Origin of the sequence: Micromonospora lutea (assembly GCF_016863535.1) — a bacterium.
GTDB lineage: Bacteria > Actinomycetota > Actinomycetes > Mycobacteriales > Micromonosporaceae > Micromonospora > Micromonospora lutea.
The window spans coordinates 1-26,716 of record NZ_BOPB01000035.1; the positions used below are offsets into that span (position 1 = coordinate 1).

Sequence of the window (26,716 nt, forward strand, 5' to 3'; positions counted from 1 at the left end):
CACCACGCTGACCAACGTGCCGTGCTTGATCAACACGTCCTTCAACGTGGCCGGCGAACCGATCGTGTGCAGCCCGGCCGACGCGCTGAACTGCTTCCTGAGCACCGAGATCGACCATCTCGTGCTCGGCAACCGCCTGGTCAGCAAGCGTGTCGCGGGTGCCTGAGCGCCATGAGCGTCGCAGCCGGTAGGCGAGCGGCGGGTCCGGAATACCTTAGCCTCAGGAAGGGTCCGCTTTGGGCGGTCCCAGCGGTACGTAGACGCATGGTCTGACACGGTCAGTCACCGGGACTGCGGGCAGCCACCTCGACCCACCATCAGGTGGCTGCCTCGGTCACTCTCCGCCACACGGCAGCCCCGAAAGGCTGGACCTCGGCGTGCAGGAGGCCCTGACCCACGCCTTCGCCGCGCACCACCGTCGACCTGAGCCTGGCGGCCGACTCCCACCCGGTCCCCATCGTCGTACACGACAGCGGCCCGCCCGACGACGAACCAGCGCGGTCGCCAACCGGCCGATGCGCCGTTAACAGTCGTCTCAGGTTCGCTCGGTACGAAGTAGGCATCGCCGGGCGATGCGGATCTCGGCCTCGCCGGCATGGCCGAACGCGCCGCGCTCTACGGCGGCACGGTCAGCGCCGGCCCCGCACCGAACGGCGGCTGGAGCGTCCACGCGACCCTGAGAGGCAGCCGTTCATGATCACTGTGCTCGTGGTGGACGACCGGCCGTTGCAACGCTTCGGGTTTCGCATGCTGCTGGAGAGCACCCCCGACACCGAGATCGTCGGCGAGGCCGAGAACGGCGCCGAGGCCGTTCGTCGGACCACCGAGTTGCATCCCGACGTGGTGCTGATGGACCTCCACATGCCGGGCGTCGACGGGATCGAGGCCACCCGGCGCATCGTCGCCGCCGGTGGGCGTTCGCGGATCCTGGTGCTGACGACGTTCGACGTGGACCGGTACGCGCTCGCCGCGCTGCGGGCCGGGGCAAGTGGTCTCCTGCTCAAGGACACCCGCCCGGAGGAGTTGCTCGCCGGCATCCGGGCCGTCGCCGCCGGAGACGCTGTGCTCGCGCCGGCGCTGACTCGGCGGCTGCTCGACGCGTTCGCCGACCGGCTCGACGACGACCCCGGCGGGCCCGTGCGGGAGGATCCCCGGCTGGGCTCCCTGACCGACCGCGAGCGCGAAATCCTCGTCGCCATCGGCCGTGGCCTGACCAACGGCGAGATAGCGCAACGGTTCACGCTGTCGCAGTCGACGGTGAAGACCCACGTCGGGCGGGTCCTCGCCAAGATCGGCGCCCGGGACCGGATCCAGGCCGTCATCCTCGCCTACGACCTGAGACTCACCCGGCCGGTTGAGAGCGACCGGCAGTAGGGCGGTGGAGGCGAGGCGGGTCTTGGCCGAGGGTGGCAAGGCGGAGGAGGAGGCCATGCCGGTGTTGCATGGCCGACGACGACAACGCCGCCAGCCGAAGTGCCAGGGCGCGCCGCAGCCCCGCCAGCCCGATTGCCGGTCGCTCTTAGTGCCTCATCTCGCGCGTCCGTCAGTGCGGACGTGTGTGAGCTCAGAGGTGTTTCTCGACTTGTTGACCTCGGTAGCTCACACACGTCCGACGCTTCGTCAGGACTTGCGGGGAGAGACCGTCATGATGCCAATGCACATCTCGTCGCTGGTGCCGTCGCCCCACACCACATAGCGCGGCGGCAGCTTGCTCAGCTGCGGCAGGCGTTTGCGCAGTCCCGCGTCGTGCGTGCAGGTCACCCGCAGCGTGTCCCCCGGGCCGATCTCCACCGGCGACGCCAGCTTCATCAGCCGCTGGTTGTCGAAGTCGAACTGCGGCACGTCCAGCACGACCTTGGCCTTTGGCGTGCCCGGGTTGAGTTCGACCTTCATGGCCCGCCCGAGCATGTGCATGTGACCGAAGCCGGCGAACAGCGTCATCGGCGCCTCCACCTTGTGGTCGCAGCTCTGGGTGTCACCGGGCTTCGGCGCGCCGCCCTCGTTGCACTCCTCCACCTGGCGGTCCGCCATCTCGCCGACCTCCGGCCCGAACCGCTTCGTCACGTCCGCGATCGAGGTCGCCCGATCACAGAGCGGACCCGACTCGTCGGCGGCGCAGGGCAGGTCGGTCGGCGCGTCGAGCGACCACGTCTCGAGCTCCCGGGTCTGCGGCGTGCCGTCCGTCAGCCGCAGCCGCACCGCCGAGCGGTCCGACCCGGCCGGCTTGCCGTCGGTCGCGAGCAGGTTGTAGTGGATCTGGAGGATGAGCAGGCTGCCCGGCTCCAGCTTGTGGCCGGCGTCCTCGGTGAGCAGCGTCTCCGTGGCACCCGGCGCCCAGGTGTCCACCCACGCTGCGTCCCCCTCTTCCACCTCGGCGCCGGCCACGCCGGTCCCGCCGAAACACTGCCAGCCGGGTCCGGGGGTCTTCGCATCCTGTTCACGCACCGCGTCAGCGCCACCCGGCGGCACCGCGTACACGATGGCGTGGTGTGCGATGGCGACGTTCTCCGGCGTGAACTGGGCCCCGGTCAGGAACGCCGCCCTGGTCAGGCCCAGATCGATCATCTGGCACCGGTACTCGTCGGTGCCGCCCTCCGGCGGCGCGGGCGTGTATGCCTCGGCCATCTTCAGGTCGACGAACCGCTCGCCGGCCCGCAGCGGCTGCGGTGCCGCCGAGGAGCCGCTCGCGTGCGCGCCGTGCGATCCGGTCGTGGCCGGCGCCGAACTGTTCTCGGCATCCGACCCGCAGGCGGCGACTGCGAGCATTGCCGCCAGCGCGATGCTGCCCGCCCTGAACCTCCACAGTGGGCTCTCAGGTTTCTTCATGGCCTGAACGCTAGGCACGATTCTGTCCCGTTTCGTCGTACTGCGGCCTCATCCTCAGGCGTGGGGCGGCACCCCGGTACTACCTCCGTGGAACGCCGTTGAACGGCCGCACGAGAATCATGCCCGTCGCAACGGGCGGCCCGGCCGCGCCGCCCGTTGGTCCTGCCGGGGCGGGGTGCGGGTCAGCGTACCCCGCTGTCCTCCCCGGCGACGCGGCGCGCGATCGGGGCGGGCGGGGTCGCGGCCGGAAGGTCGACCCGGAGCAGCGCGCCACCGCGTGCGGAGCGGGCGACGGTGGCCCGGCCGTCGTGGGCGTCGACGACCCGCTGCACGATCGACAGCCCGAGACCGGATCCGGGCAACGCCCGGGCGCTGTCGGCACGGTAGAACCGGTCGAACACCCGAGGTACGTCGACGGCGTCGATGCCCGGCCCGGCGTCGTCGACCTCGAGCACCGCCGATGCGTCCTCGGCACGAAGCCGGATCTGGACCGGCTGATCCGTGGGGGACCACTTGCCGGCGTTGTCGATGAGGTTGAGCACCGCCCGCTGGAGCGCCGCGGGACGGCCGCTCACCCACACCGAGGTGAGGTCGAGCGCGATCTCGATGTCGGGTACGCGGGAACGCGCCCGGGTCGCGGCGGCCACCACCACGTCGGCGAGGTCGAGCAGCTCGGTGTTCTCGTCGCTGACGTCACCTCGGGCCAGGTCGGTCAGCTCGGCGGCAAGGGTGCTCAACTCGGTCACCTGGGCACCGAGATCGTTGAGCAGCCGGGTCCGGCTCTCCACCGGCAGTGCGCTGTCCAGGTTGCCGCGCCGATCGAGCCGGATCAGCAGCTCGACGTTGAGGCGCAGGCTGGTGAGCGGGGTCTTGAGCTCGTGGGCGGCGTCCTCGGCGAGCAGCCGCTGGGCCTGCCGGGAGTCCCGGAGCGCGGCGAGCATGTCGTTGATCGACCGGATCAGCCGCCGAATCTCCCCACCGCCCTCATCCGGGATGTCGGCGTCGAGATCCCGGGTCTGCGCGACACGTTCCGCAGCGACGGTCAGCCGGTCGATCGGTGCCAGCCCGGTCCGCGCCACGGTCCGCCCGACCAGAGCGCCGCCGACCACGCAGAACAGCCCGATCAGCAGCATCCCGAACCCGAACTGGTTGACCGGACTGTCGTCGACGACCCGGGCCACCTGGACCGCGCCGTCACCCGCCCGGAGCGTGTAGATGAGGTAACCGTCCTCGTCGCTGTCGTTCGACTCCATCAGGTCGGTCGAGCCGCCCTGTGCCACGCGCCCGGCGGGCTCGCTGACCGGGGGCAGTGCGGGTTGACCGGCCGCCGTCCGCGTCGAGCCGTCGGGCAGGATGACCCGCACCAGCGGACCGGAGCCGGGATACGGCGGCAGCGGGACCTGCGCCAGACCCGCGCGCTCCGCGTTCGTCGCCAAGAGACGGGAGTCGGCGCGCAGCTGATTCTCGGCGGTGTCCCGCAGCTGCCAGTCCAGCAGTTCGCTGGCTACCTGAAAGGCCATGAACACGCTGACGGCGATGGCCGTCGCCGCGATCACCGTCAGCCTGGTCCGCAGGGACCGCCGGCGCCACCATCGGGTCAGCCGGCGCGGCTCCCGGCCGGCGGTCCTGCTCACGGAGGAGTCTCCCGCAACGTGTATCCCAGACCGCGCAGCGTGTAGATCAATCGTGGCTCCCCCTCGGCCTCCAACTTGCGGCGCAGATAGCTGACATACACCTGGAGGTTGTTGGCGGTGGCGCTCATGTCGAAGCCCCAGATCGCCTCGAACAGCGCGTCGCGGGTCAACACCCGGGTCGCGTTGCGCATGAGGACCTCCAGGAGGGAGAACTCGGTCCGGGTCAGGCGGAGCGGCCGCCCGCCCCGCCACGCCTCGAACCTGTCGGGATCGAGCCGGAGATCGGCGAACGCCAGGATCTGCGTCTCGCCGTCGCCCGGCGTGCGCCGGCGCAGCAGAGCCCGCACCCGGGCCAGCAGCTCCTCGGTGGCGAACGGCTTGGGCAGGTAGTCGTCGGCGCCCGCGTCCAGCCCCGCGACCCGGTCGGAAACCTGGTCCCGAGCGGTCAGCATCAGCACCGGCAGATCCCGACCCGCGGCCCGCAACCGCCGGCAGGTCTCCAACCCGCCGAGGCGGGGCATCATCACGTCGAGGATCAGCAGATCCAGCGTGTCACCACCGGCCCCGCCGAGCCCGTCGAGCACGGCGAGACCGTTGGCGACGGTGCTGGTGTCGTAACCCTCGACCTGGAGCACCCGCTCCAACGACTCACGGATGGCCGCGTCATCATCCGCAATCATGATCCGCACGCCGGCCCCCTTCCAGCCGATGGTTCTGCCGTTCATTCTCCGCCGGGAGGTTCCTGCACCGGGAGCGTTCGTCGGGCCGCCCGGTGCAGACGCAGGACCTGCGCATCAGCGGTCCCGGCCGGCCAGCTCGAGCACGGGCACCCGGGAGACCCGGAACGCGGGCCACGCCGCAGCGACGACGCCGGCTGCGACCGCGACGACGAGCGTCACTGCGAGGCGGGACCACGGTACGACGACGGATGGGATCTCCGCGCCACCGGTGACGTCGATCAGCGCCCAGCCGAAGCCGAACGCGACGGCGATACCGATCGATGCTGCCACGAACGACAGGAGTGCCACCTCGAGCCGCACGATTCGACGCAGCTCTCGGCGAGTCGCGCCGACCGCCCGCAGCAGCCCGAGTTCGCCGGAGCGTTCATTGATCGCGAGCGCCGTGGTGTTGGCGACTCCGAGGAGCGCGATGAAACCCGCGAGGAGGAGCATCCCGTCGATGAAGTTCCGGAACGCGGCGATTTCGCTTCCGCTGTTGGCGACGTGTTCCGTCCGGGTCTCGAAGAATGACCCGGGCGTGGCTCGGACCAGCGCCCGCACGTCTTCGTCGGCTGCGACCGCTCCGTCGGCGAGGTTGACGAACAACAGAGCGTCGAGCAGGCGACCGACCGAGGCGTCGAGCGTCGCCCGGTCGACGAAGTACAGCGGGGCTTCGAAACCGCCGGTGCTCCTGGCGACCACGGCGACGATCGGCGCCTCGAGTGTCGAGCCTTCGAACTCGATCGCGAGGGTGCCGCCGAGCAGCGTCGGGTCGTCACCGACCACGGCCACGCCCCCCTCGCTCAGGTCGGCGAGGTCGCCGGCGATCGGGTCGAGGTCGAACAGGGTCGGCAGTGCCGTCGGGTCGATGCCGCCGATCGCCTCGGCCTTCCCTGCCACGATTCCTTCGGCGATCGACAGCGCAGCGACTGCGTCGACCTCGGGCAGCGCTGCGATGCGGCCGGCCAGGGTCGGGTCGATCGTCGGGAAGTCGGCGGTCGCCGACGTGACCACCAGGTCCGCCTGCAGTCCGTCACGAACATCCGTCCCGACCGCGCTCGTCAGTGAGGTCGCGAAGATCCCGAACATCGTCACCATCGCGGTGCCGAGCATGAGCGCGAGCGCCGTCGACGCCGATCGGCGTGGGCTCGCAGCCAGGTTGCCCGCCGCGATCGAGCCACCCACACCGGCGACGCGGCGGGCCACCCGAGCGCTCCCCCGCGCTGCGGCGGTCACGATCGCCGGGCCGCACAGCACGAGCGCCGGGACGATGGCGACGACGAGTACGACCCACGCCGCGCTCGAACGCAGCACAGCCACAGCTCCTCCGGCGATCGCCACCGCGGCGAGCACGAGCCCGCTCGCAGTTCGCGCCGGGCTCACGACCCTGGCTTCCGCCGCGCTCTCGCGCAGCGCCTCGATCGGCGGTGTCGCCGCCGCGCGGCGAGCCGGGATCCATGCCGACAGGATCGTTGCGCCGATACCGACGGTCGCGGCGACCGCGATCGAGGTCGTGCTCACGATCGTCGGCCCGGTGAGCAACGTGATCCCGGCGAGTCCGACGAGCCAGCGCAGCGCGCCCACTCCCGCGACCCCGCACACGAGGCCGACGAGCGTGGCGATCGTCCCGACGAGCGCCGCCTCGATCACCACTCCGCCGAGCAGTTGGCGTCGTTCCGCACCGATCGCACGCAGCAGCGCCGACTCCCGCCGGCGGCGGGCGACGGTGAGGGCGAACGTGTTGAAGATGATCGTCACACCGATCAACACCGCGACCACGGCGAAGGCCAGGAGAAACACGGTCAGGAACTGCAGCGGTGACGTCGCGACGTCCTGCATCGTCCGGATGTGGTCGGGCCCGTCGATGACCTCGGCCTCAGTCAGCTCCGACAAGCGGTCGAGTACCTCGGCGCGGTCAGCGCCCTCCGCGACGTCGACGAGCACCTCCGTCGGCGCCGCAGTGTCGAGCCAGGCGGACACCGCGCCGTCGGGCAACAGCACCGTTCGCTGCAGCGGCGCCGCGTCCGCCGACGCGAACGTCGCGACACCGGTGATGGTCGCGTCGTGTATCCCCGTCGTGGTCAGGACCTGCACGACGTCACCCGGAGCCAAGCCCGCGTCACCGGCGAGAGACCGGTCGATCACGATCTCGCCGACCTCGGCCGGTGGTCGCCCCCTCGCGAGCCGGAACGGATTGAGCGCCGGGTCGGCAACCCAGTTGCGACCGACGTCGCTCGCCGTGCCGGTTCCGACTGACGATCCGTCGACGACCAGCTTCGCGAAGCCGACCCATTGCGAGGCGGCCCCGTCGACGCCATCGACCGTAGCCACGCGCTCGGTGATGTCGGAATCCAGTGATCGCCGAACCGACCTTTCCGGATCTCCCGGCCCTCCGCCGGGCTCACCGAGGACGACGCCCTGCACTACGGCGTCCGTCCCGGCCAACGCTTCGGCGATGTCACCAGCCGCTCGGCCACGCATCGAGTCGGACAGCACCAGCGTCGCCACGAGGAATGCCACCGACAGCGTGATCGCCGCGCCCGTCAGCACGAACCGACCCCGACTCGCGAGCACGCTTCGAGCCGCGCTCCGCATCATCTGCCTCATCGCCCCAGGCCCTTCATCACGTCGATCACCGAATCGGCCGACGGGTGATCGATCACGTCGTGCACTCGCCCGTCGACGACGAACACGACGTGGTCCGCCCAGGCGGCGGCGTTGGGATCGTGCGTGACCATCACGATCGACTGGTGATGCCGATCGACTGCTGAGCGCAGGAATCCGAGGATTTCCTGTCCGGACCGGGTGTCGAGGTTGCCGGTGGGCTCGTCGGCGAAAACCACCTGCGGCTGGGCGACCAGCGCCCGGGCGACGGCGACCCGCTGTTGCTGGCCACCCGAGAGCTCCGTCGGCCGATGATGCATGCGATCACCGAGGCGCAGCAGCGACACGACCTCATCGAGCACTGCGGCGTTCGGCCGGCGCCCCGACAACGTCAACGGCAGGCAGATGTTCTCCTCGGCCGTGAGCGTCGCCACGAGATTGAACGCCTGGAACACGAACCCGATCCGCTCTCGGCGCAGCCTGGTCAACTCGCGGTCGTCGAGGGCCGACAGATCGGTGTTGCCAACGAATGCGCGGCCCGACGTCAGTTGATCCAGCCCGGCGGCGCAGTGCATCATCGTCGACTTTCCCGAACCCGACGGGCCCATCACCGCCGTGAACTTCCCCGCCGGGAACCCGATGGTGACGTCGTCGAGCGCGACGACGGCCGACTGGCCGAAACCGTACCGCTTGACGGCGCCGACGAGCATGGCCGCAGCGTCATCAGCGTTGCCTGACAGCGCGCTCCCGTACTGCCGATCGACGACCGTGGAATCTGGACGTGAGGACACGAGACCTCCGATAAATGGTTGATCAGGGTTTTGTAAGGGATTTTCAACAAGTGATTGTTCAGAGTCCTGCCATCACTCCGTAGCCTCCTATGAACGGGTTACATCACTCATCTGATGCCGACTTTCATACCGAGCGAACCTGAGACGACCGTTAAAGCGGCGCTCAGGCCGCCCCGCCGAACCAGATGCCCAGCGCACGCACCAGCGTGGTGGCGTTCTGCCCGTACAAGGCACGAGGACACAGACGTGGGGCCGGATGAAAAATGCGTCGACATCGACCTGGTTCCGGGGCCTGAACAGCGGATCTGGCTCCGCTTACAGTTCGTTTTCCCAGTTCACGGCTCAGCTGTGCCCGTCACGGCAGTACGCCGACGGGCACGGTCGTGGCAATTGCGCAAACGGTGTGGCAGGACGACGACCTCAGCGCAGCGTCGACTGCCTCTGGATCAGTTCGAAGTCGACGACCAACCTCCGGGGCGCCGGCTGTTCCTCTCGCGGCACACCGTCGAACTGGAACTGGATCCGCTCGTCCAACAGGGCGACCGCCTGGTGTGCGATCACGTCGCGTCCGGGGTCGATGGTGCTCAGCGGAGGCCGGGAGTAGTTCGTCTCGTCGATGTTGTCGAAGCCGATCAGCAGGACATCCTCGGGAACCCGTAGGCCGCGGTCCTGAAAGGCGGCGAGCGCACCCAGCGCGAGGGTGTCGGCGAACGCCACAACCGCGTCGGGTTTCACCCCGCTGTCCAGGATGCGAGCGACCGTCGTGGCGCCGGTGGAGTGGAAATAGTCGGGTACACCGATGATCGCGCGTGGGTCGACGTCGAACCCTCGTGACTGGAGGGCGTCCCGGAAGCCCTGGAACCGCAGCGTTCCGCTACTCGGCGATGGATCGTCCTTGACTCCCAGGGGAACTACCGTGGTCGCACCCCGGTCCAGGACGTGCTCGGTCGCCGCACGTGCTCCCTCGACGTTGCTCATCGTGACGTGGTCGAGGCCGCCATCAAACACCCGCTCACCCAGGAGCACGAGGGGGAAGTCGACGTCGAACAGCGGAAGGTCTTTCTGGCCCAGCGCGAGCGGGGAGTACAGCACGCCGTCGAAGCGGGACCGGTAGCTGCCGTCCAGTACCCGCAACTCGCGGTCGCGCTCAGCGCTGGTCTGCTCGATGAAGACGGTCAGGCCTCGCCTGGATGCCTCTCGCATGACGGCGTCCGCAAGTTCGGCGAAGTACACGACGCGCAGCGACGGCACCACCAAGGCGATCGCCCCGGTCCGGCCTCGGCTCAGGTTCCGCGCCGACACATTCACGTGGTAGCCCAGCTCACGGATCGCGTCGTCCACCCGCTCGCGGGTTTCCGGACGCACGTACTGATAGCCGTTGACGATGTTGGACACCGTCTTGATCGACACCCCGGCGAGTCGGGCGACGTCGCGCATCGTCGCCGACCTGTTGGTCTTGCGGGCCACAGCCCCTCCCGCCGCTCGTCGATTCGTCGGCCAGCGTATAAGACTGCACCATTCACCGACCCAGGACGCAGCGGCCGGCCCGCCCGATCCGGGGCGTGCCGGCCGCGTGACGCGAGGTCAGTTGACGGTCAGGACGATGGTGTGAACGGAGCCGCGCACCGGGTCGATCTGCAACTCGTAGGTACCGCGCGCGAGCCCGGTGGTGTCCCAGTCGAAGACGTACTGGCCTCTCGCGGCGTTGTAGCGTGCCGTGTTGTCCGCCCTGTTCCGGACAGGTGTGGCCGCCACGCGGATGCCGGGCACGCCGTCGGTCTTCTTCACCAGGTAGAGCCGCGGCCGCGCGTCGGTGACCGGCTCGCCGTCCGTACCGGTCAGGGTGAACTTGACCGGTACGGCGCGCCCGGCTTTGACGACGTCGGAGCCGTCGCCGGCCAGCGGTGGCCGCACCGCGCCGACCCGGTATTCGGGCGCGAAGAGCCGCGGTACGAAGTCGATCAGGTTCGCCATCCAGATGTCGAAGCCGTGTGGCCCGATCCAGGTGCCGGCGTACTCGTAGTCGATGCCCTGGGAGGTCAGCCACCGCATCGAGTCCTGCGTGAACGAGTACGTGAAGTCGACGTCACCGGAGTACAACCGGGCCAGCTTGGTGCTTTCGTTGACCGCCTGGACATCGACGGTGGGATAGGAGAGCAGGCCCCCCGAGAAGGCACCGATGTAGGCGAACTCGCCCGGATGGTTGAGCCACGAGCTGAGGGTGTTCATGGCACCCCAGGACAGGCCGGCGAGCGCCTGCTCATCCGACTCGGTCGAGATGTTGTACTTCTCCGCCGCGGTCGGCATCACGTGCTGGCTGAGGTCGGTCCAGAAGTCGACGCCGTTCTGGTCCGGCATGACCACGACCATCGGCTCCATCGTTCCGTTGCGGGAGTGGTTGTCGAGGATCTGCCGGGCCCGCCCGGTCTCGAGCCAGCTGCCGTAGTTCTGGCCCCCACCGTGGTACAGGTACAACACCGGGTAGGCGGCTTCGCGATCCGGATCGTAGCCGGGCGGCGTCCAGACGTACGCGTAGCGCTCTGCGCCCTGGGCTCCGTCGTAGGTCATCAGCGAGACCGTGCCGCCCTTGCCTTCGGGGACATCGGCGAGCATCGCGTCGGTCTTGCCCGGTACGAAGAGCGGCGACTCCATCGTGTGCTTGTTGACGGTGTCGGCCGGGTCCTTCTTGTCGACCCCGTCGACCACGTACCGGTAGTAGTAGTAGCCGTCGAGCGGTCCAACACTGATTCGCCAGCGGCCGTCGGGCTGCTTGGCCATCGGGATCCGGAACCACTGCCCGTTCGGGGCCCAGTTGCCCCAGACCGTGACGTCCTTGGCGTCAGCCCACTGGGTGCCGGTCTCGAACGTGACGACGCCGTACGGGTCGATGTGCGGGGTCGTGATCGATCCGGCCGCAGGCGGCTGGTACGGCCGGGTCAGCGGGCGGTGTCCCTTGCTGACGCCGTGGCCGGCACCCTTCTGCCCGAAAAGCCGAGCGGCGAAGTCTCGCAGGTTCTCCCGCCACGCGTCCCAGGTGCCGCCGTCGTCGGGGTTGACACCGTCGAACTCGAACTTCACTCCGGACTTCTTCAGATCCACCAGCAGGTCGTAGGTGTCGTTGTAGGACGGGTCGAGCGTGTTGCCGACGTACACCCGGAGCAGTTTGGTGCCCTTGTTGATCGCCTTGGCCTGCGTCTTGGTGATCGAGCCGTCGGCGGAGCCGGAGAAGGCGCCGACGTAGCCGAATGCACCGGGATGGCTGCGGAGGATGCTGATTGCCTGCTCGGCACCGGTGGCGACACCGGCCAGCGCCTGACCGCCGGGCCGGGACGAGATGTGGTAGCCGGCCCGCGCTGCGGGGACGATGGCGTTGAGCAGCTCGGCGCGGGGGTCGGCGGAATTGGCGTCAGCCATCACGACCACCATCGGCCTGGCGTCCCTGCCTGCGACCAGGTTGTCCAGGATCTGCTTCGCCCGGCCGAGTTCCAGCCACTCACGAGCGGTCTGACCCTCGCTGCTCAGCAGGTACAGGACCGGGTACGCCTCGGTCCGGGCGGGGTCGTAGCCGGGCGGCGTCCACACCACGGCGGTACGGCTCTCCCCCGCCGCTGCGCTTCGGTAGGACAGCTCCTCCACCGTGCCGCCCGCAGCGGTGTCGTCCATCCACGCGACCGACTCACCCGGCACGAAGAAGGTGTTCCAGTTCGGCTTCGACGTCACCGCCACCGGGCTGCCAGGCTGGCGGAAGGAGACCTTCGACCGGTCCGGCATGGTCGCGGTGTACTGGTAGTGGTACAGCCCGGGCTCGAGCGGACCGACGTTCGCGGCGTAGTCCGAGCCACTCGGGTCCATCGCGAGCGCCGACCAGGTGCCGCTCGGGCCGATGTTCGCCTCCAGTTCCAGCGTTGCCGGCGTGCCGCCGACGATGCTGCTGGCCTGCGACTGCGGCACCTTGAAGTAGTGATAGACGTCGTCGTTCGAATGCCACGTGTCGGTCGCGGCAGCCGCCGGGGCGGTCGCGATGACTGAAACCACCAAAGCCGCGGCTGCGACAAGGCTGGTCATTCGAGGGCCACTGCTGTGTGACATCGCGTTGCTGCTCCCCTCAGAGCGTCAAGGCCTCACGCATCGCAGGCACGCGCCTCACCATCGAGATCGGCCATCGAAACCTTCCCGACAGCCGCGATAGTCCACATTCACACCAGCGCACTACATTTCCTACACCGGTGTAGAGCGGATGGCAAGAGACCTCTTCATGCCTATGATCTCCGGAGCGCCTGCGTGAATACGGCCCACACCAAGCCCCCTGGACTATGGCAACGGCACTCCAGCAGGTCAGCACCTCATCCATTGAGGACTCGATCTCTGTAACCACCCACTGAACGGACTGACGAGCGAGGGTAGGGCAGAGGATTCCGAGGACCGTGAAGAGCCAACGGTTGTAGGTGATGGCGAAGCGGGCGATGACCTCGGCGCCGGCAATTGTCGGCTTCCTCGAGTGATTCGTCCCGCAGGCAGGTGATGTCAAGGTTAGCCTTACCGCACGCAACGAGTTGGCCGTAGTTGATGCGTTTTCAACGCTCGGACTCCACCGGCTCCGCGCGATCCTGCCCGCGCAGGTACGAGCACCAACGACACGCCGTGTCACGGCTCGACCACGCAAACCCGCAGGTCATTCCAACATCCGGGCCCTCAGCGCTCACCTCGGCTGCGGGATCCGGGCTATGGTCGCAGAACTGCCAGCACCCAGTCAGAGGAGTTCTCATGATTGTGACCGCTGCCGTCTCCCGCGAGAAGGGAGCTCCGCTCGTCGTCGAGGAGCTGGAGTTGGACGCCCCGCGCTCCACCGAGGTGCGCGTACGGATGGTGGGCTCCGGGATCTGCCACACCGACGCCGTCGCCCGGGACCGCATCTACCCCGTGCCGGAGCCGTCCGTCTTCGGCCACGAGGGCTCTGGCGTCGTCGAGGAGGTCGGCTCCGATGTGCGTGGCGTCCAGGTAGGTGACCACGTCGTGCTGGGGCCGTCGTACTGCGGCAAGTGCGCCTTCTGCCGGAGCGGTCAGCCGATGTACTGCGAGAACGGCTTCACCGAGCTGTTCGGTTGTCGCCGGCACGATGGGACCACGGCCTTCAGCAAGAACGGAGAGATGGTCGGCTCCCACTTCTTCGGGCAGTCGTCCTTCGCCACCCACGCCAACGTCAACGAGAACAGCGTCATCGTCGTCGACAAGGACGCTCCGCTGGAGCTACTCGGCCCGCTGGGGTGCGGGCTCAACACCGGCGCCGGTGCCGTGCTCAACGAGATGCGGCCGGAGCCCGGGACATCGATCGTCGTCTTCGGGACTGGGGCAGTCGGCTTCGCCGCGCTGATGGCGGCGGCGGCCGTATCGTGCTCCACGATCATCGGCGTCGACGTCCACGACTCCCGTCTGGAGCTGGCCCGGGAACTGGGCGCGACGCACACGATCAACTCCTCGACCCAGGACCTGCACGCCGAGCTGAAGAAAATCACCGGCGGGCGGGGCGTGAACTACGCGCTGGACACCACCGCCATTTCAAGCGTCGTCCGGGACGCTGCGGACGCGCTCGGCACGCGGGGTGTGCTCGTCGCCGTCGGCGCGGCCGCGCCCGGCGAAGAGGTCAGCTTCGAGGTCGGCAGCTCGCTGACCAAGGGCTGGACCTTCAAGACGGTTATCGAGGGGTCGGCGGTGCCGCAGGTGTTCATCCCGCGACTGGTCGACCTCTGGAAGCAGGGCAAGTTCCCCTTCGAGAAGCTCGTGAAGACCTACTCCCTGAAGGACATCAACACCGGCTTCGAGGACTCCGCCTCCGGCGCCGTCATCAAGCCCGTCATCGCCTACTGACGACGACGGTCATGATCGGGATGGCCCAGCAGGACTGATGTGGTGAGTTCAGGCGTTCCCCGCACGGTCAAGGCGGTGGATACGTCGGAGTTGATTCGGCTCGACGCGGAGGCGATCGAGTGCGGGCTGAACCGCCAGCACGGTGCCGGGTGGCTGGCGGCGTTCGCCGATCCCGAAGCGGTGCACTATCTATGGCCGGTGCTGGTGCACCGGACCGCGCACCGGCCTGCGGTCTCGCCGCATTGGCGGTGCATGCTGTTGCTGACGGTGCGAGACGGCCAGCAGGTCTTTTCGCTGCTGGATGTCTTGCCGGCATCGTTCGAGGACCTGCCCGAGACGCTCGACGCGGCCACGAAGACCGAGATCGCTCACCGGCTGGAGCACGGGGGTCTGCTGACGCAGGCGCAGTGGGTCGACCTCAACCCCTGACCCGGGTACTGGTTGGCGACGGCGTGCCGATCGCGCGGATACTCGACAGGTGATCTATGCGGCTGCGGGCGCCTCGAAGGGCGATGACGTGGAGTCCGTCGCTCCTGACTGGGAGCAGGGTGACAATCTCAACCGCTGTCGGGAACCCCGGGAGGTCGACGCGGCCTTCGACCGCGGGGAAGGGCACGTCGGGTCGCGCTGACCGCCCTGGTGCACAACAACTCCGATGCGCTCGGCGAATCCGGAGACCCGCCGGCAGAGTCTGCTCGCCTTGATGCCCACGGCCCTTGCTGAGAGGCGTGTGGGGTGGCATCATCGCGGCCATGATCGAGAGAATCGAGTCCTCCGTCCGCCGGTGAGCGTGACGACCGAGCCTGGACTGCTCGGAGCCCGAATCACTCTGTACGAACACGCGCTGCGTCTCCACCAGCAACATCCCGATGGTGTCCTGCCTCGCGACGGTGAGCCGTATCCGGACGCAGAACGTCACCGCTCGCGGCCGTCAACTCGTCGTGCGAAGGATCAGCGGCTCCACGGCGCGGATGTCGCCGCCATCCTCGACAAGCACTTCAGTCAACCTGACACGCGGGCGAGTGAGCTTGTCGACGCCCTCGGCGATGCTTACGTTCCGATCCATCGCAATGACCACATCGTTGCCGCGGCGCTGCGCGCGAATCGGCAGCGAGTGCGAGAAACCGGCCGATGGTTGGTGCGGCACGGCACCGACCGCAATGTCGTCACGGTCGGACTCACGCTGCTGACCACCGATACAGCCGAAGACGACATCCCACTGATCCAAACCATCGGTCTGCTGTCGAACTGGTTCGGGCCCTTGGCCGCAGAGGCGTTGCAACGCCGCCGGGAAGGCACCGAAGCGCTGCTGTGGCTCGCCGAGCGCGTCTCCGGCTGGGGCCGGGTCTACGTCGTCGAGGCGCTGTGCCGACAAGGCCCTGCCCGTTCCCGGGCCTGGCTGCTACGCCATGCCTGCGACGGCGACTATCTCAACGGCTACTTCGCCGGCCAGGTCGCCACCACAGCACACCTACACGAAGCGATCACCAGCGCCGATGTCGACGACGAACTGATCGATCACACCGGCCGACTCCTGAGGGTCATGGCCGACTGCGGTGGCATGGGCATGACCCTTGAGCACTACCCGCCGGCACCTGTCGTGCTGGCCGCGCATGCCGCTCACCTCGCCCAGCAGCCGCCGACAGCGAACCGGTACGTCGATGCCGCGATCATCGCCGACTATCTGACGGCCAAGGCTCCGAACCGGTGCGGTTGCACTGCCGAGCAGCGGGACCACATCGTGCAGAAGTACCTTGCCGTACTCGACCGGCCGGATTGGCGCGACGCCGTCCGCACGGACCTCGACCCGACCAGCGACTTCTTCGCCTGGTTCACCCGCCACGTAGCGGCCCGGCTGCGTCTCGGCGCGTTTTCCGACGCGGCGGACGGTGACGGACGATGAGCCAAGAAACTCGTTACCGAACCTTCCGGCACGAGCTTCCGAACTGCACGTACCGATGGAGGGCGATCCTTGGATCGAACCTGTGACCTCTTCGGTGTGAACTCTCGGCGAGCCGCTCGGATCCGATGTCGTAAGAGGTCATCCGGGCTGGTGGCGTTCGTCCCGGTCGGGTGCGGCTGGCACGGTTGCTGTACTTCGCTGCTGTACTTCCGTCGGGTGCCTGGTCCAGCCGATGAAGCGGCGGTGCAGCGCGCCGGCCGGCGCCCAGGGCAGATCCTCGGCGGCCTGGACAAGGTAGGCACCGAGGTACAGCGCCAGCGATACCGGCGCATCCGCGTACTCCGCGCGTAGCTCCCGCCTCCGCGTCGGGCACGGCCACGGCAGGTCGCAACCGCCGCAGCTCCAAATTGGCAGCAGGGGCCCGTGAGTCGTCACCGCACACCACCCAGGAACCGGGCCACGCTCACGCGGGCCTGCCGGCTGGTCGCCGAGTCCACCTGCCAGCACAGGTACGGCGACAGCCGCGACCACCACGCCCGACAGCCGACGCACATGACGTCGAGCCCTCGAAGGTGGACCGCGAGGATGGCTTGCTCCGCGCCATTGGTCATTGCCCCTCCTCGGTCGGCCAGTGCCCGCGGTTGATCGGGATGCGGTGTCGGTTCCGGCAGGGCAGGTCGGCCCCGCACCGGCACAGCCACCTCCACTTGCGCCACGACCATGCCGGTCGGTGTCGCCGCGCCAGAGTCATCGCTACGGCGATCAGGTACTGGTCGTAGGACACTCGTCGCCCCGGTGGCGTCCTGTCCCGCATTACTGGCCCCCTCCGCCGGGCAGCGCCCCATGGCCGACCCCCAAGCCACGGGACCGGATCTATAACTTTCGGTAACTGCGACGCTACGATCACAACGGCGGCGGAGGGACTCACCCGCAGTACGAGTGAGCAGCCCGCATGTCAGCCACAGCGGTTGTTTCGGGGCGGGAACGTCGACCAACGGTCAACGTAGGGATGACGCATGGCAGGTCGCGGACGATCAATACCACAGCGAGGCGAGGTGACCGGCTACCTGCTCAAGCTGATCCGGGAGTCCATTCCGCTGACGCAGGAGCAACTCGCCGCCGACCTCGGCGTCGACCGCGTGACCGTGCAGAGCTGGGAGTCCGGGCGTCGACCATTCACGGCGGTGCCACTCGGGCAGGCGTTCGCCGTCCGGCGCAGGCTCGGTCGGCTCGGAGCGAACGTGACCCTGCTCGCCGCACTAGGCGACGCCGCCGAGGCAGACTTCATCCTCGCCGCAGTCCTGGACGGCCAGATGGATCGGTGCGACATCGCCGAACAGCCGCTCGGCTGGTGCGTACTCACCCGCCGCCTGACCGATCTGATCCTCTGGGCTGTTCTCGGGCAGACACCAACCTTCGCCAAAGGCATACCCGTCGCTCCTGCCCGGCGAGGCCCGGTGGCGTCGGGACCGGCCCTGCCCGCCGACGAGCAACGCGCGTTCTTCACCCGGCTTCACATACTCGCCGAACGGGCAGCCGCCGGACGTGACCCGAGCGTTCTGCTTCATCGACAAGCCTGCTTTCTCGCGGGCATGGACCCCACCAGGACAGCCGCAGGATGGCTCTCCCAGACCACCACCCGTACCCGCAGGGCGATCACGTTCCGAACGTGGTCACCGCTGTGGCCTGACGCCCGCTCCGTAGTCACATCCCTTGCGAACCAGGGCGACCCGGAACCCCTACGAGACTTCCTCGCCCGCGCGCATCCGGACGACACCTGCGAGCGAGCAGCCCTCAACTACTCGGCCTACTGGGTCGGCGAGATCCCGTACCGCCAGCACGACGACTCATTCATGCCTGCACCGCTCGCAGACTGGCACGGCTCGGTTCTCTTTCGGCACCTGGTCCAGCGCCTCGACCCAACGCACCCCTTCGTCGACCTCAACGTCCACAACATCTGGGCTCTGCTCGCCGTACGCCGCAGACTCACCCTCGACAACCCCACCGAGAGCCGAGCGCTCCTCAAACGCAGCACCCGGATCCTGGACAGCGACCACATCTCTGCACAATCCCGGCAGGAACTAACCTCTATCGTCTACAGCCTGCGAGCAGACGGAGTCACCGGCACAGGGACGGGCAGATGAACGACGACCATGACGCCGCCGGAGCCATGCGCTTCATCTTCGAGGCCGGCGTACTCAAGCGCGCCGACCGCACCGGCTGGTGGTTCGCCGGCGTCAAGCACCCCGAATCCATCGCCGAACACTCGTTCCGAACCGCGCTCATCGGGATGATGCTCGCCGCCATGGAAGGGGCCGACCCGGCCCGGGTATCGATGCTGTGCGTTCTGCACGACACCCAGGAAACTCGGATCACCGACATCCCCCACATCGCCAAGCGCTACCTCACCGCCGCACCCAACACCACCGTCACCGCCGACCAGGTCGCCGCCTGCCCACCTGTCGTCGCTGACCTCATCAACGCCGCCGTTGCCGAATACGAAGCGGGCGAGACACCAGAGGCCATCGTCGCCCGCGACGCTGACAAACTGGAATGCCTCGTCCAAGCAGTCGAGTACCGCCACCAGGGGATAGAGAACGTACAGCGCTGGATCGACAGCTCACGCGCGGCACTCAAAACCACCAGCGCCCACCGCCTCGCCGACGCCGCCCTCACCGGACAACCCCTCGCCTGGCTCACCCCTCCCCCACCACCGGCATAACCGCCAGGCACACACCTACCCACGGGGCCGATCCCTCCAAGCAGGTTGACCCCTCGCTTGTAAGTTCTGGGCGCTTCATCCGGGCGCGTCCGCGCATGTCTCTGACGTCGGGCGCTGATCCGCAGCTCTCCGCCCCTGACTCTCCGCGTCCGGCCCTGTTGCTGTCACCGTTGCTGTCGACAGCAACAGGGCCGTTCCGTGCACGAGGGTCTTCACCCAGTTGCGTGCAAGCCGTCAGTGGCCGCTACGCTCTCCCGCCGTGACCACCAGATTAGCCATCGTCGCAATTCTGATCAGCCTTGCCGCGCTGATCGTCGCCATGCGCACTGCCGCGTTCAATCGGCGTTCCGCCGACGCCGCCGAAGGGTCTCAGCATGCTGCTGACCGTTCGGCAGATGCAGCCAAGCGGTCAGCCGAGGCCGCCGCCCTGGTCGCTGAAGTTGAGCTCAAACGCGACCATCGAGACCTCGCGCCACAGCGGGAGTGGGTCAGGTTCGTCAAGGTCCAGAACCAGCGAACGGGCAAAGACAACATCTTCCTTACCCTGACACCGGCGCGGACCTACCTAACCCACACCGACTTGCTGCTCGACAGCGGTGGCCGGGCCCCTGCGAGTCCTGTGCGCAGCAACGTCATCCCCGGTGGCGTTGAAGGCCGCATTTACGTCGGGGAGCTGTCCGGCATCAAACTGCCCGAAGAGGTGGAGATCCGCTTTTCCCCCCACCCGAAGGCTCCGAGGGTGAGCCATGGACATGCGGGTGCGGCGAACCACTGATCGGTGATCACCATGATCGTGGGCACTGGGTTCTGCGAATAAAGATCGGTTCGGACTGGGCGGCTGCTTAATCTGGCGAGAGGAGCAATCCTCTGTCCCGCTGAGCGCGCGTCTGAAGCCCTCTCGGCCGCAAAGCTGCGCAGCCCGTCCGTGGGCGTTGCCCGCGCTTGCCCCCGACATCGAGGCTGGTCCTTGCTGACCTTCCAACCCTCCGCGTCTGGCGCCGTCGCTGTCGACAGCGACAGGGCACCCTTGTGCTGAGAGTTGCCCGGACTGTCAGCTTGGGAATCGGGTTGATCCAAGGCTGCCCGGCGTGGTGTCGGCTGGTTATGGAAGTAGGAGCGGCCCAACCGAGGTCTACGACAGGCGCTTGCTGACCTATGTTGACCACTGCGCCGGGGCACGGATCGGGCATGGACCTGACCCTAACCCGGGCAGTGCCGGCAAAGACGGCCAAGATGGACACATTGGCGCTAGCTAGCGTCAGAAATTTGACCGTCGCTGAGCCTGTTCTGTCGAATGCGGGCATCTAGGCTCGGTGGCTGACCCAGCCCTCCTGGTGCACGAGAGGGGTCCTATGACCATTACAGGCCCTATATGCTTCTGGAGTTACACTCACCGCGACGACAGTTTGGAAAACGGCAGAATTAGGCGGCTTGCCACTTCAATCAGTAACGAGTACGAGATCCTCACAGGTGAGACTCTCGAACTGTTCGTCGACAATACTGCCATCGCATGGGGAGACAGGTGGAGGAGTGTCATAAATGACGCTCTCACACGAACTGCTTTTTTCATACCCGTAATTACACCCTTATACCTGCGCAGCATCGAATGCCGGCGAGAGTTCTTGGAATTCTCGGGCAGGGCCAAGAGTGTAGGGTCGATGGAACTTCTCCTGCCGATCCTCTACTCGCCCACTCCAGCCGTGGAAGACTCCGGCAGCGAAGACGAAATTGTGCGGCTCGTGAGAGAGACACAGCGCGAGGATTGGACATCGCTTCGCCTCGCGGACGAGGCATCAGAAAAATATCGCACTGCTGTCCATCAATTGGCGGCGCGGCTGGTCGAGGTAATGGCAGCCGAGACAGCGAAGCCGCTTCCCGAGTTGCGTAACGACGAAGGAGAGGAAGGGGAATCCGGCTTCCTTGATGACGTGGCCGAGGCAGAAGAAAACGTCGAATCCTGGCAGGCAATCCTCAGTGACCTATCCGAGGAGTTGCAAAAGATTCAGGTTACGACGGTTAACTCTACCGAGAGGTTGCACCAAAGCGACAAACGAGGAGGGGGCGCGCGGGGAAGGTTGGCTGTTCTAAAACATTTCGCAGACAGCATCGCAACACCAAGTCAACGAATAAGCGAGCTGGGGCATGAATTCGCGAGGTCTGTTATAGCTAGCGACCCTGGAGTGCGTCAGCTTGTCTTACGCAGCAAGGCGGAGGCCCTGACACCAAAGAGCAAGGAGCAGGCAGAATCCCTAGCGGCCACCATCACGAAACTTGCGTCAATGAGTCAGCGCATGGCGGATGGCGTGGAGGAATTTCTGCGCCAACTAAGTAAGGGTGATGGCCTATCTCGGGTTACTCGAACTCCCCTTGGCCAACTGAGGATGGGCATGTCCGCGCTGACTGATGCAAACGCGGTAATTTCGGAATGGGGCCGCCTCGCTCGTCAGACCCCGTAATCGGGACACACCCGCTGATGGATATCATCCCGTCTGCCGTCGACCCGCCCTCCGGGGGAGCGGGCCGCCGCCCGGCCCGCCACGTCAAGACGGCCTTGACGCCCGTACGGACGCTGGCGGGCCGGGCGGTGGTCTGCTCGGCTTGCCCGGGTCGATGGCAGGCGGGATGGCCTACCGCAACCACCCACGGACCGTGACCCGCCGACGGAGCCCCGGCCATCCTGGAGCCGGAGCGCCCCTGCCGGAGGCGCAGTAACCGCAACCCCGCGACCGCCGCCAACTCGCCGACATGGCCGGCATCCGCTTCCCTACGCCGGGCGGGCTCGTGGCCGCGCGGCCCGGCCGGCTGCCGGCCCACCACAACCCCGGTCAACGCTGCTGTCGTGCTGCGGCGGCCCACCGGGCTTTCCGCTCTCCGCGCCAGCCGCCGGGCGTGTTGCGTGGCCGGAGCGGAGCGACAGCGGAGTGACGGACGCGCGCCCTGGCGGCGGCGCGTGCGGCCCGCTTGTCGGGCCGCCTTGATAGATGTACAGAAAGTCCTCCCACCCCGGCCGGTAGCCGGTAGCCGCTCCGGACCCGTTCGGCACCGAGGTTCACGACGGGTTGACGAGTCGGTACCCGGTGCTACTCTGGCGGTCGTCGAGCACGCCAGTGCGGCCTTCCTGCCGGATCGCTGGGCTCGACCACGGAGATGCTGAGCGGCCTTCCTGCCGCTGATGCGGGCCACGTCCCGCCGGTTCTCGATCACGTGGGCCGCGATGTCGGCCCCGGAATCCGCTGAGTGGCCCAGCACGGCCTTCCCGCCGTCACGATGGCCCGGATTCGCTCTCTTCGACGGGTGGGGCTTGCCTGCGGCAACCCGCCGGACGCCGACCGTCAGGCACCCCACCCGTCCCGGCATGACCAGCACGGCAACCGGAAGGACCACACCTCAACGGCGGTCAGCCTCATCCGCCCTCCGGCGTCAGCCGCCCTCCACGGCGGTGCCAGGAGACACCACGAACACCACCGACGGACAGCGTTCCGACGACCGGTGGCGGTTCGTCGCCCGTCCCTGCCACCTGCCCTGAGGAGAGATCGTGTCCACCCTGCACCGTCCCGGCGTCGCCGCCGGTCGTGCCGCCCAGGCCCTGCACCGGGCCGCCACCCCCGACTATTTCGGCTGGTTGGAGCACACCCGTACCGCCGGGGTTGTGCCCGGCCGGTCCGGCTGACCGGCACCATGACCGCCGTCGAGCGGGACACCGGGCGGGTCCTGGCCGAGCAGCACACCGACGAGTTGCCCGATCGGGTGCTCTACAAGGCGTGCGGCAATCGGCGTGCCGCCCAGTGTCCGGACTGCTCCTGGGTCTACGCCGGTGACGCCTTCCAGGTCGTCCGCTGCGGTCTGACCGGCGGCAAGACCGTCCCCGCGTCGGTGGCCCGGCATCCGGTCGTCTTCGCCACCTTCACCGCGCCGTCGTTCGGCGCGGTCCACCACGGGCACGTACCCCGGCACACCTGTGCCGACCGGCGGCGCTGCGACTGCCGACCGGCCCCCTGCCATGCCCGCCGTGATGCTGTCACCTGCCCGCACGGGCGGCCCGGGGCGTGCTTCGCCCGTCACGACTCCGCCGATCCGCAGCTCGGGCAGCCGGTGTGCCGGACTGTTACGACCACGATCACCAGGTCGTCTGGAACGCCTTCTCCGGTGAGCTGTGGCGACGCACCAAGCAGGCCGTCGAGCGGTACCTTGCCGCCCTCTGCCGCCGTCGCGGTATCCCGAGGGTTGAGGTCGTCACCGACTCCGGCCGGGTTCGGCGGGTGCCGCCAATACGGGTGTCACACGGGAAGGTCGCCGAGATGCAGCGCCGGGGCGCGGTGCACTTCCACGTCCTGCTGCGCCTCGACGGGGTCGATCCCGGTGACCGGCACGCCCTGGTCCCGCCACCGGCCGGGATCACCGTGGACGACCTCGTTGCTGCCGTGCACGCCGCTGCCGGGCAGATCACCTTCGCTACCCCGCCGCATCCCGACCGGCCGCAGGGTTGGTCGATCGCCTGGGGCGAGCAGGTCGACGTGCGCCGCATCGGCACCGGCGACGGGGACGTGACCGACGCCAGGGTGGCCGCCTACCTGGCCAAGTACGCCACCAAGGCCACCGAGGTCACCGGCCACTGCTCCACCCGGCTCACCCCGGACACCGTCGACGCCTACGCCGACCCGGAGGGCGACCACCTGGCCCGGCTCATCGACGCCTGCTGGCGGCTCGGCCGCCCCACCCGGCACCGCACCAGCGACACCGCCGCCCAGGCCGAGAGCCGTCAAGGCGGCCTTGACACCACACCCCATGCCTACGCCGGGCTGCGGCGGTGGGCGCACATGCTCGGCTACGGCGGTCACTTCCTCACCAAGGCCCGCCGGTACTCGGTCACCTTCGGGCTGCTCCGCGACACCCGCGCCACCTACCGCCGCGCCGATGACAGCTCCGTCACCGTCGGCACCCTGGCCTTCGTCGGCTCCGGGTGGCTGACCGACGGGGACGCCCTGCTCGCCAACAGCGCCGCCGCCCAGCACCGGGAACGCAGCCGCGTCGGCCGGGAGGAACTCGCCCACGAGCTGTGGTCGGGGGTGGCGGCGTGACCCGATCCCTCACCCCGCGCTGGTACTCCCCCGCCGAGGTCGCCGTCCTGCTCGGCTTCGGCATCTCCAAGGTCAAGATGAAGATCGCCACCGGTGAACTGCGCTCCATCAAGGACGGCAAGTACCGCCGCATCCTCCCCGAATGGGTCGACGACTACATCCGCGAGCAGGTCGAACGGCAGGAGGCCGCCTGATGCCCGCCCGTTCCCGCGCCAACGGCGAAGGCTCGATCTTCCCGTACCGCAACGGCTTTGCCGCGTACGTCTGGGTCACCAAGCCGGACGGCAAGCGGACCCGCAAGTACGTCTACGGCAAGACCCGCGACGCCGTGCACGACAAGTGGATCAAACTGCACCAGCAGGCTAAGGCGGGACCGGTGGCAACCAGCGTGCCGACTGTGGGCAGCTTCCTCGCCTACTGGCTGACCGAGATCATCGAGCCGAACCGGGCGCCGCTCACCTACGCCACCTACGAGACGTTCGTCCGCCGCTACCTCGTCCCCGGCCTCGGGTCCAAGCGGCTCGACCGGCTCCAGGCGCGCGATGTGCAGACCTGGCTGAACCAGGTGGCCCGCACCTGCCAGTGCTGCGCCCAGGGCAAGGACGCCGCCCGCCGCAAGGAGAAGCGGCGCTGCTGCGCGGTCGGCCGGTGCTGCCAGGCCGTCCCTTCGACGCGCACGGTCAGCGACATCCGGTCCGCGCTACGGGCCGCCCTCACCCACGCCCAGGCCGAAGACCTCATCACTCGCAACCCCGCCGTGCCGGTCACCCTCGCCACCGTCCGCCGTCGACGTGGCAAGTCCTGGTCCAGCGACGAAGCACGAAGGTTCCTCGAATCCGCCCGCGCCGACGCCGATGCGCTCTACGCCGCGTACGCCCTGGTCCTCGTCACCGGCCTGCGCAAAGGTGAAGCCCTCGGTCTCACCTGGGCCGACGTCGACCTCAATGCTGGAGAGCTGACCATCGGCCGCCAACTGCAACGCGTACGCGGAAAGCTCCTGCACCGCGAGACCAAGACCCAGGCGTCCGACGCCACCCTGCCGCTGCCCGACATCTGTCTGACCGTGCTGAAGCTCAGAAACGAGCAGCGCGACGAGGCACGAGCAGCCGCCGGCAAGGCGTGGCACGACAACGACCTGGTGTTCACCACCCGCTACGGCACGCCCATCGAGCCGCGCAACTTTCAACGCTCCTGGCAGGCCCGCTGCGACAAGGCGGCAACGAAGCCGATCACGGTCCACGGCGCGCGGCGGACCTGCGCCACCCTCCTGGCCGACCTCGACGTGCATCCGCGAGTGGCCATGCAGATCCTCCGGCACGCCCGCTTCTCCGTGACGATGGAGATCTACACGCAGGTGTCCTCGCAGGCGACGCGGGACGCCCTCAAGCGGCTCGGCGAATCCCTGACGCGATGACGAACTGCTGTACTTCGCTGCTGTACGGGCAGCAGAAAGGCCACCTCCCGGAGCTGGGAAGTGGCCTGAGCTGCGTGGGCGATACTGGGATCGAACCAGTGACCTCTTCGGTGTGAACGAAGCGCTCTCCCGCTGAGCTAATCGCCCTCAGCGCGCATGACTCTACCCGATCAGGCGCGCGGACTGCGAACCCGGGGTCAGTGCGTCGCGAGGTAGCGCAGCACCTGGGCGATCACGTCGATGCCGAGGCTGTATTTGATCGACAGTAGGGCGACGGTGGCGACGAAGACCAGGCCGACCGAGCCGATCACCAGGCGTACGAAGAGCGACTGCCGCTTCACCCACGCCGTCCAGCCATGGACGTGGCGGCGGGTGAAGGCGAGCAGGCGCTTGGCCCAGTGGAACTCCACTGCCCAGATGCCGAGGCCGGCGATCACCAGCAGCCAGCCGGGGCCGGGCAGTGGGATAAGTGCGATGCCGATGGTGACCACGAGGGCACCGAGCACTCCGAAGATAATCTTGAGTGCGATTCGGCCGGTGGGATTGCTCCGGATCAGTGCGAGGGTGGTGGATATTCGTTGCCGCCAGGAAGGTGGCGAGCGTCGCTCGGCCACGGCGACACCCCCCTCACGCTTCACGCCCCTGGTCATCTCTCCACGATGCCCCTTCCCGGGCGAGCTATCCCGACTTCCCCCCAGGGAGCCACGTCCGTTGAGCACTCGGACCGTCGCAACGCCGTGCCGATCTACCCGACCGTGATCGATCACTGACCGACCGTGCCGGTTCCTCCGCCTCTTCGCCACCCCGTACCCCCGCTGTTCGGCTCTGCGGACCGCGACATTCGACGGGTGTCTGGTGGTCGCCGCATCCACTGAGGAACACGTCCGCGACCATTTCACGCCCGAGTGTGGCGTGGGCCCGTCACTGCAACCGCCGACTGGACGTTACCGGAGTAAGTCGACGACTCAACAAACCCGATGCCGGGCAGGTTGAACCCACTGGGCAGAATCGGAAATCCTACATGACTTTTCACATTCATGAGGCCCTTCCGAACCCCTTCCCACCACTGGGTGAAGTCAGCGCATGGCGGAGCGTAGCCAGGAGTAGCGGCTGAGTATGGGAAAAGCGGGACACGCGCGTTCCGCAGCGGTGCCGGGGGG

Annotated in this window: 20 protein-coding genes, 1 tRNA gene and 1 pseudogene; 12 read left to right on the forward strand and 10 right to left on the reverse strand. The window is 68.0% G+C overall.

The window, feature by feature from the left end; genetic code table 11:
• Nucleotides 1-16 precede the first annotated feature (16 nt).
• Together Vlu01_RS28025 and Vlu01_RS25650 are read left to right on the forward strand one after the other, a co-directional pair.
• Nucleotides 17-166, forward strand: coding sequence for a carbamoyltransferase C-terminal domain-containing protein (locus Vlu01_RS28025; protein ID WP_373307516.1), 150 nt, complete (start codon nt 17-19; stop codon nt 164-166).
• 527 nt (nt 167-693) lie between these two features.
• The gene (locus Vlu01_RS25650) at nt 694-1,374 is read left to right on the forward strand and encodes a response regulator (protein WP_204004260.1); all 681 of its coding nucleotides are present in this window, start codon (nt 694-696) and stop codon (nt 1,372-1,374) included.
• A gap of 246 nt (nt 1,375-1,620) precedes the next feature.
• On the opposite strand, the gene Vlu01_RS25655 is transcribed toward Vlu01_RS25650, so the two are convergent.
• The 7 genes from Vlu01_RS25655 to Vlu01_RS25685 form a co-directional block, all read right to left on the reverse strand.
• A complete protein-coding gene (locus Vlu01_RS25655) occupies nt 1,621-2,826 on the reverse strand; it encodes a monooxygenase (protein WP_204004263.1) in 1,206 nt (401 codons plus the stop codon).
• A gap of 182 nt (nt 2,827-3,008) precedes the next feature.
• Complete coding sequence (locus tag Vlu01_RS25660) at nt 3,009-4,460, reverse strand: HAMP domain-containing sensor histidine kinase (protein ID WP_204004265.1); 1,452 nt, start codon at nt 4,458-4,460, stop codon at nt 3,009-3,011.
• Nucleotides 4,457-5,140: a response regulator transcription factor gene (locus Vlu01_RS25665; RefSeq protein ID WP_275409490.1), complete on the reverse strand. Its 684-nt coding sequence runs from the start codon at nt 5,138-5,140 to the stop codon at nt 4,457-4,459. The genes Vlu01_RS25660 and Vlu01_RS25665 overlap by 4 nt, the downstream gene beginning before the upstream one ends.
• 114 nt (nt 5,141-5,254) lie before the next feature.
• Nucleotides 5,255-7,729 carry an FtsX-like permease family protein gene (locus tag Vlu01_RS25670; protein ID WP_204004269.1) on the reverse strand — a complete coding sequence of 825 codons (2,475 nt, stop codon included), beginning with the start codon at nt 7,727-7,729 and terminating at the stop codon, nt 5,255-5,257.
• A gap of 53 nt (nt 7,730-7,782) precedes the next feature.
• The gene (locus Vlu01_RS25675) at nt 7,783-8,493 is read right to left on the reverse strand and encodes an ABC transporter ATP-binding protein (RefSeq protein ID WP_204004271.1); all 711 of its coding nucleotides are present in this window, start codon (nt 8,491-8,493) and stop codon (nt 7,783-7,785) included.
• 501 nt (nt 8,494-8,994) lie between these two features.
• Entirely contained in the window at nt 8,995-10,041 is a 1,047-nt protein-coding gene (locus tag Vlu01_RS25680; RefSeq protein ID WP_204004273.1) for a LacI family DNA-binding transcriptional regulator, read from the reverse strand.
• 117 nt (nt 10,042-10,158) lie between these two features.
• The gene (locus Vlu01_RS25685) at nt 10,159-12,609 is read right to left on the reverse strand and encodes an alpha/beta hydrolase-fold protein (protein ID WP_204004275.1); all 2,451 of its coding nucleotides are present in this window, start codon (nt 12,607-12,609) and stop codon (nt 10,159-10,161) included.
• Between the two features lie 729 nt (nt 12,610-13,338).
• On the opposite strand from Vlu01_RS25685, the gene Vlu01_RS25690 reads away from it, so the two are divergent.
• From Vlu01_RS25690 to Vlu01_RS25705, 3 genes are all read left to right on the forward strand, one after another.
• Nucleotides 13,339-14,439 carry an NAD(P)-dependent alcohol dehydrogenase gene (locus Vlu01_RS25690; protein WP_204004278.1) on the forward strand — a complete coding sequence of 367 codons (1,101 nt, stop codon included), beginning with the start codon at nt 13,339-13,341 and terminating at the stop codon, nt 14,437-14,439.
• A 90-nt stretch (nt 14,440-14,529) separates the two neighbouring features.
• Entirely contained in the window at nt 14,530-14,868 is a 339-nt protein-coding gene (locus Vlu01_RS25695) for a hypothetical protein (RefSeq protein WP_239096125.1), read from the forward strand.
• 226 nt (nt 14,869-15,094) lie between these two features.
• Nucleotides 15,095-16,342, forward strand: coding sequence for a hypothetical protein (locus tag Vlu01_RS25705; RefSeq protein WP_239096126.1), 1,248 nt, complete (start codon nt 15,095-15,097; stop codon nt 16,340-16,342).
• A gap of 431 nt (nt 16,343-16,773) precedes the next feature.
• On the opposite strand, the gene Vlu01_RS28030 is transcribed toward Vlu01_RS25705, so the two are convergent.
• Nucleotides 16,774-16,953: a hypothetical protein gene (locus Vlu01_RS28030; protein ID WP_239096127.1), complete on the reverse strand. Its 180-nt coding sequence runs from the start codon at nt 16,951-16,953 to the stop codon at nt 16,774-16,776.
• Between the two features lie 405 nt (nt 16,954-17,358).
• Here Vlu01_RS28030 and Vlu01_RS25715 point away from each other — a divergent pair, with 405 nt between their 5' ends.
• From Vlu01_RS25715 to Vlu01_RS25745, 7 genes and pseudogenes are all read left to right on the forward strand, one after another.
• Nucleotides 17,359-18,486, forward strand: a complete 1,128-nt coding sequence (locus tag Vlu01_RS25715) for a helix-turn-helix domain-containing protein (protein ID WP_204004282.1) — start codon at nt 17,359-17,361, stop codon at nt 18,484-18,486.
• Nucleotides 18,483-19,064, forward strand: a complete 582-nt coding sequence (locus Vlu01_RS25720) for an HD domain-containing protein (RefSeq protein WP_204004283.1) — start codon at nt 18,483-18,485, stop codon at nt 19,062-19,064. The genes Vlu01_RS25715 and Vlu01_RS25720 overlap by 4 nt, the downstream gene beginning before the upstream one ends.
• A gap of 259 nt (nt 19,065-19,323) precedes the next feature.
• Nucleotides 19,324-19,839: a hypothetical protein gene (locus Vlu01_RS25725; RefSeq protein ID WP_204004285.1), complete on the forward strand. Its 516-nt coding sequence runs from the start codon at nt 19,324-19,326 to the stop codon at nt 19,837-19,839.
• 883 nt (nt 19,840-20,722) lie between these two features.
• Nucleotides 20,723-21,520: a hypothetical protein gene (locus Vlu01_RS25730; RefSeq protein WP_204004287.1), complete on the forward strand. Its 798-nt coding sequence runs from the start codon at nt 20,723-20,725 to the stop codon at nt 21,518-21,520.
• Nucleotides 21,521-22,599: 1,079 nt separating this feature from the next.
• Nucleotides 22,600-24,142, forward strand: a pseudogene (locus Vlu01_RS25735) (replication initiator).
• Nucleotides 24,139-24,336 (forward strand): excisionase family DNA-binding protein, encoded by a 198-nt coding sequence (locus Vlu01_RS25740; protein WP_204004290.1) that lies wholly within the window; start codon nt 24,139-24,141, stop codon nt 24,334-24,336. The pseudogene Vlu01_RS25735 and the gene Vlu01_RS25740 overlap by 4 nt, the downstream one beginning before the upstream one ends.
• Entirely contained in the window at nt 24,336-25,556 is a 1,221-nt protein-coding gene (locus Vlu01_RS25745; protein WP_204004292.1) for a tyrosine-type recombinase/integrase, read from the forward strand. Before Vlu01_RS25740 ends, Vlu01_RS25745 begins: the two co-directional genes overlap by 1 nt.
• Before the next feature lie 75 nt (nt 25,557-25,631).
• Here Vlu01_RS25745 and Vlu01_RS25750 read toward each other — a convergent pair.
• Both Vlu01_RS25750 and Vlu01_RS25755 read right to left on the reverse strand, forming a co-directional pair.
• Nucleotides 25,632-25,703 (reverse strand) — tRNA-Val (locus Vlu01_RS25750).
• A gap of 50 nt (nt 25,704-25,753) precedes the next feature.
• Nucleotides 25,754-26,428: a TIGR02611 family protein gene (locus Vlu01_RS25755; protein WP_373307515.1), complete on the reverse strand. Its 675-nt coding sequence runs from the start codon at nt 26,426-26,428 to the stop codon at nt 25,754-25,756.
• Nucleotides 26,429-26,716: the final 288 nt, after the last annotated feature.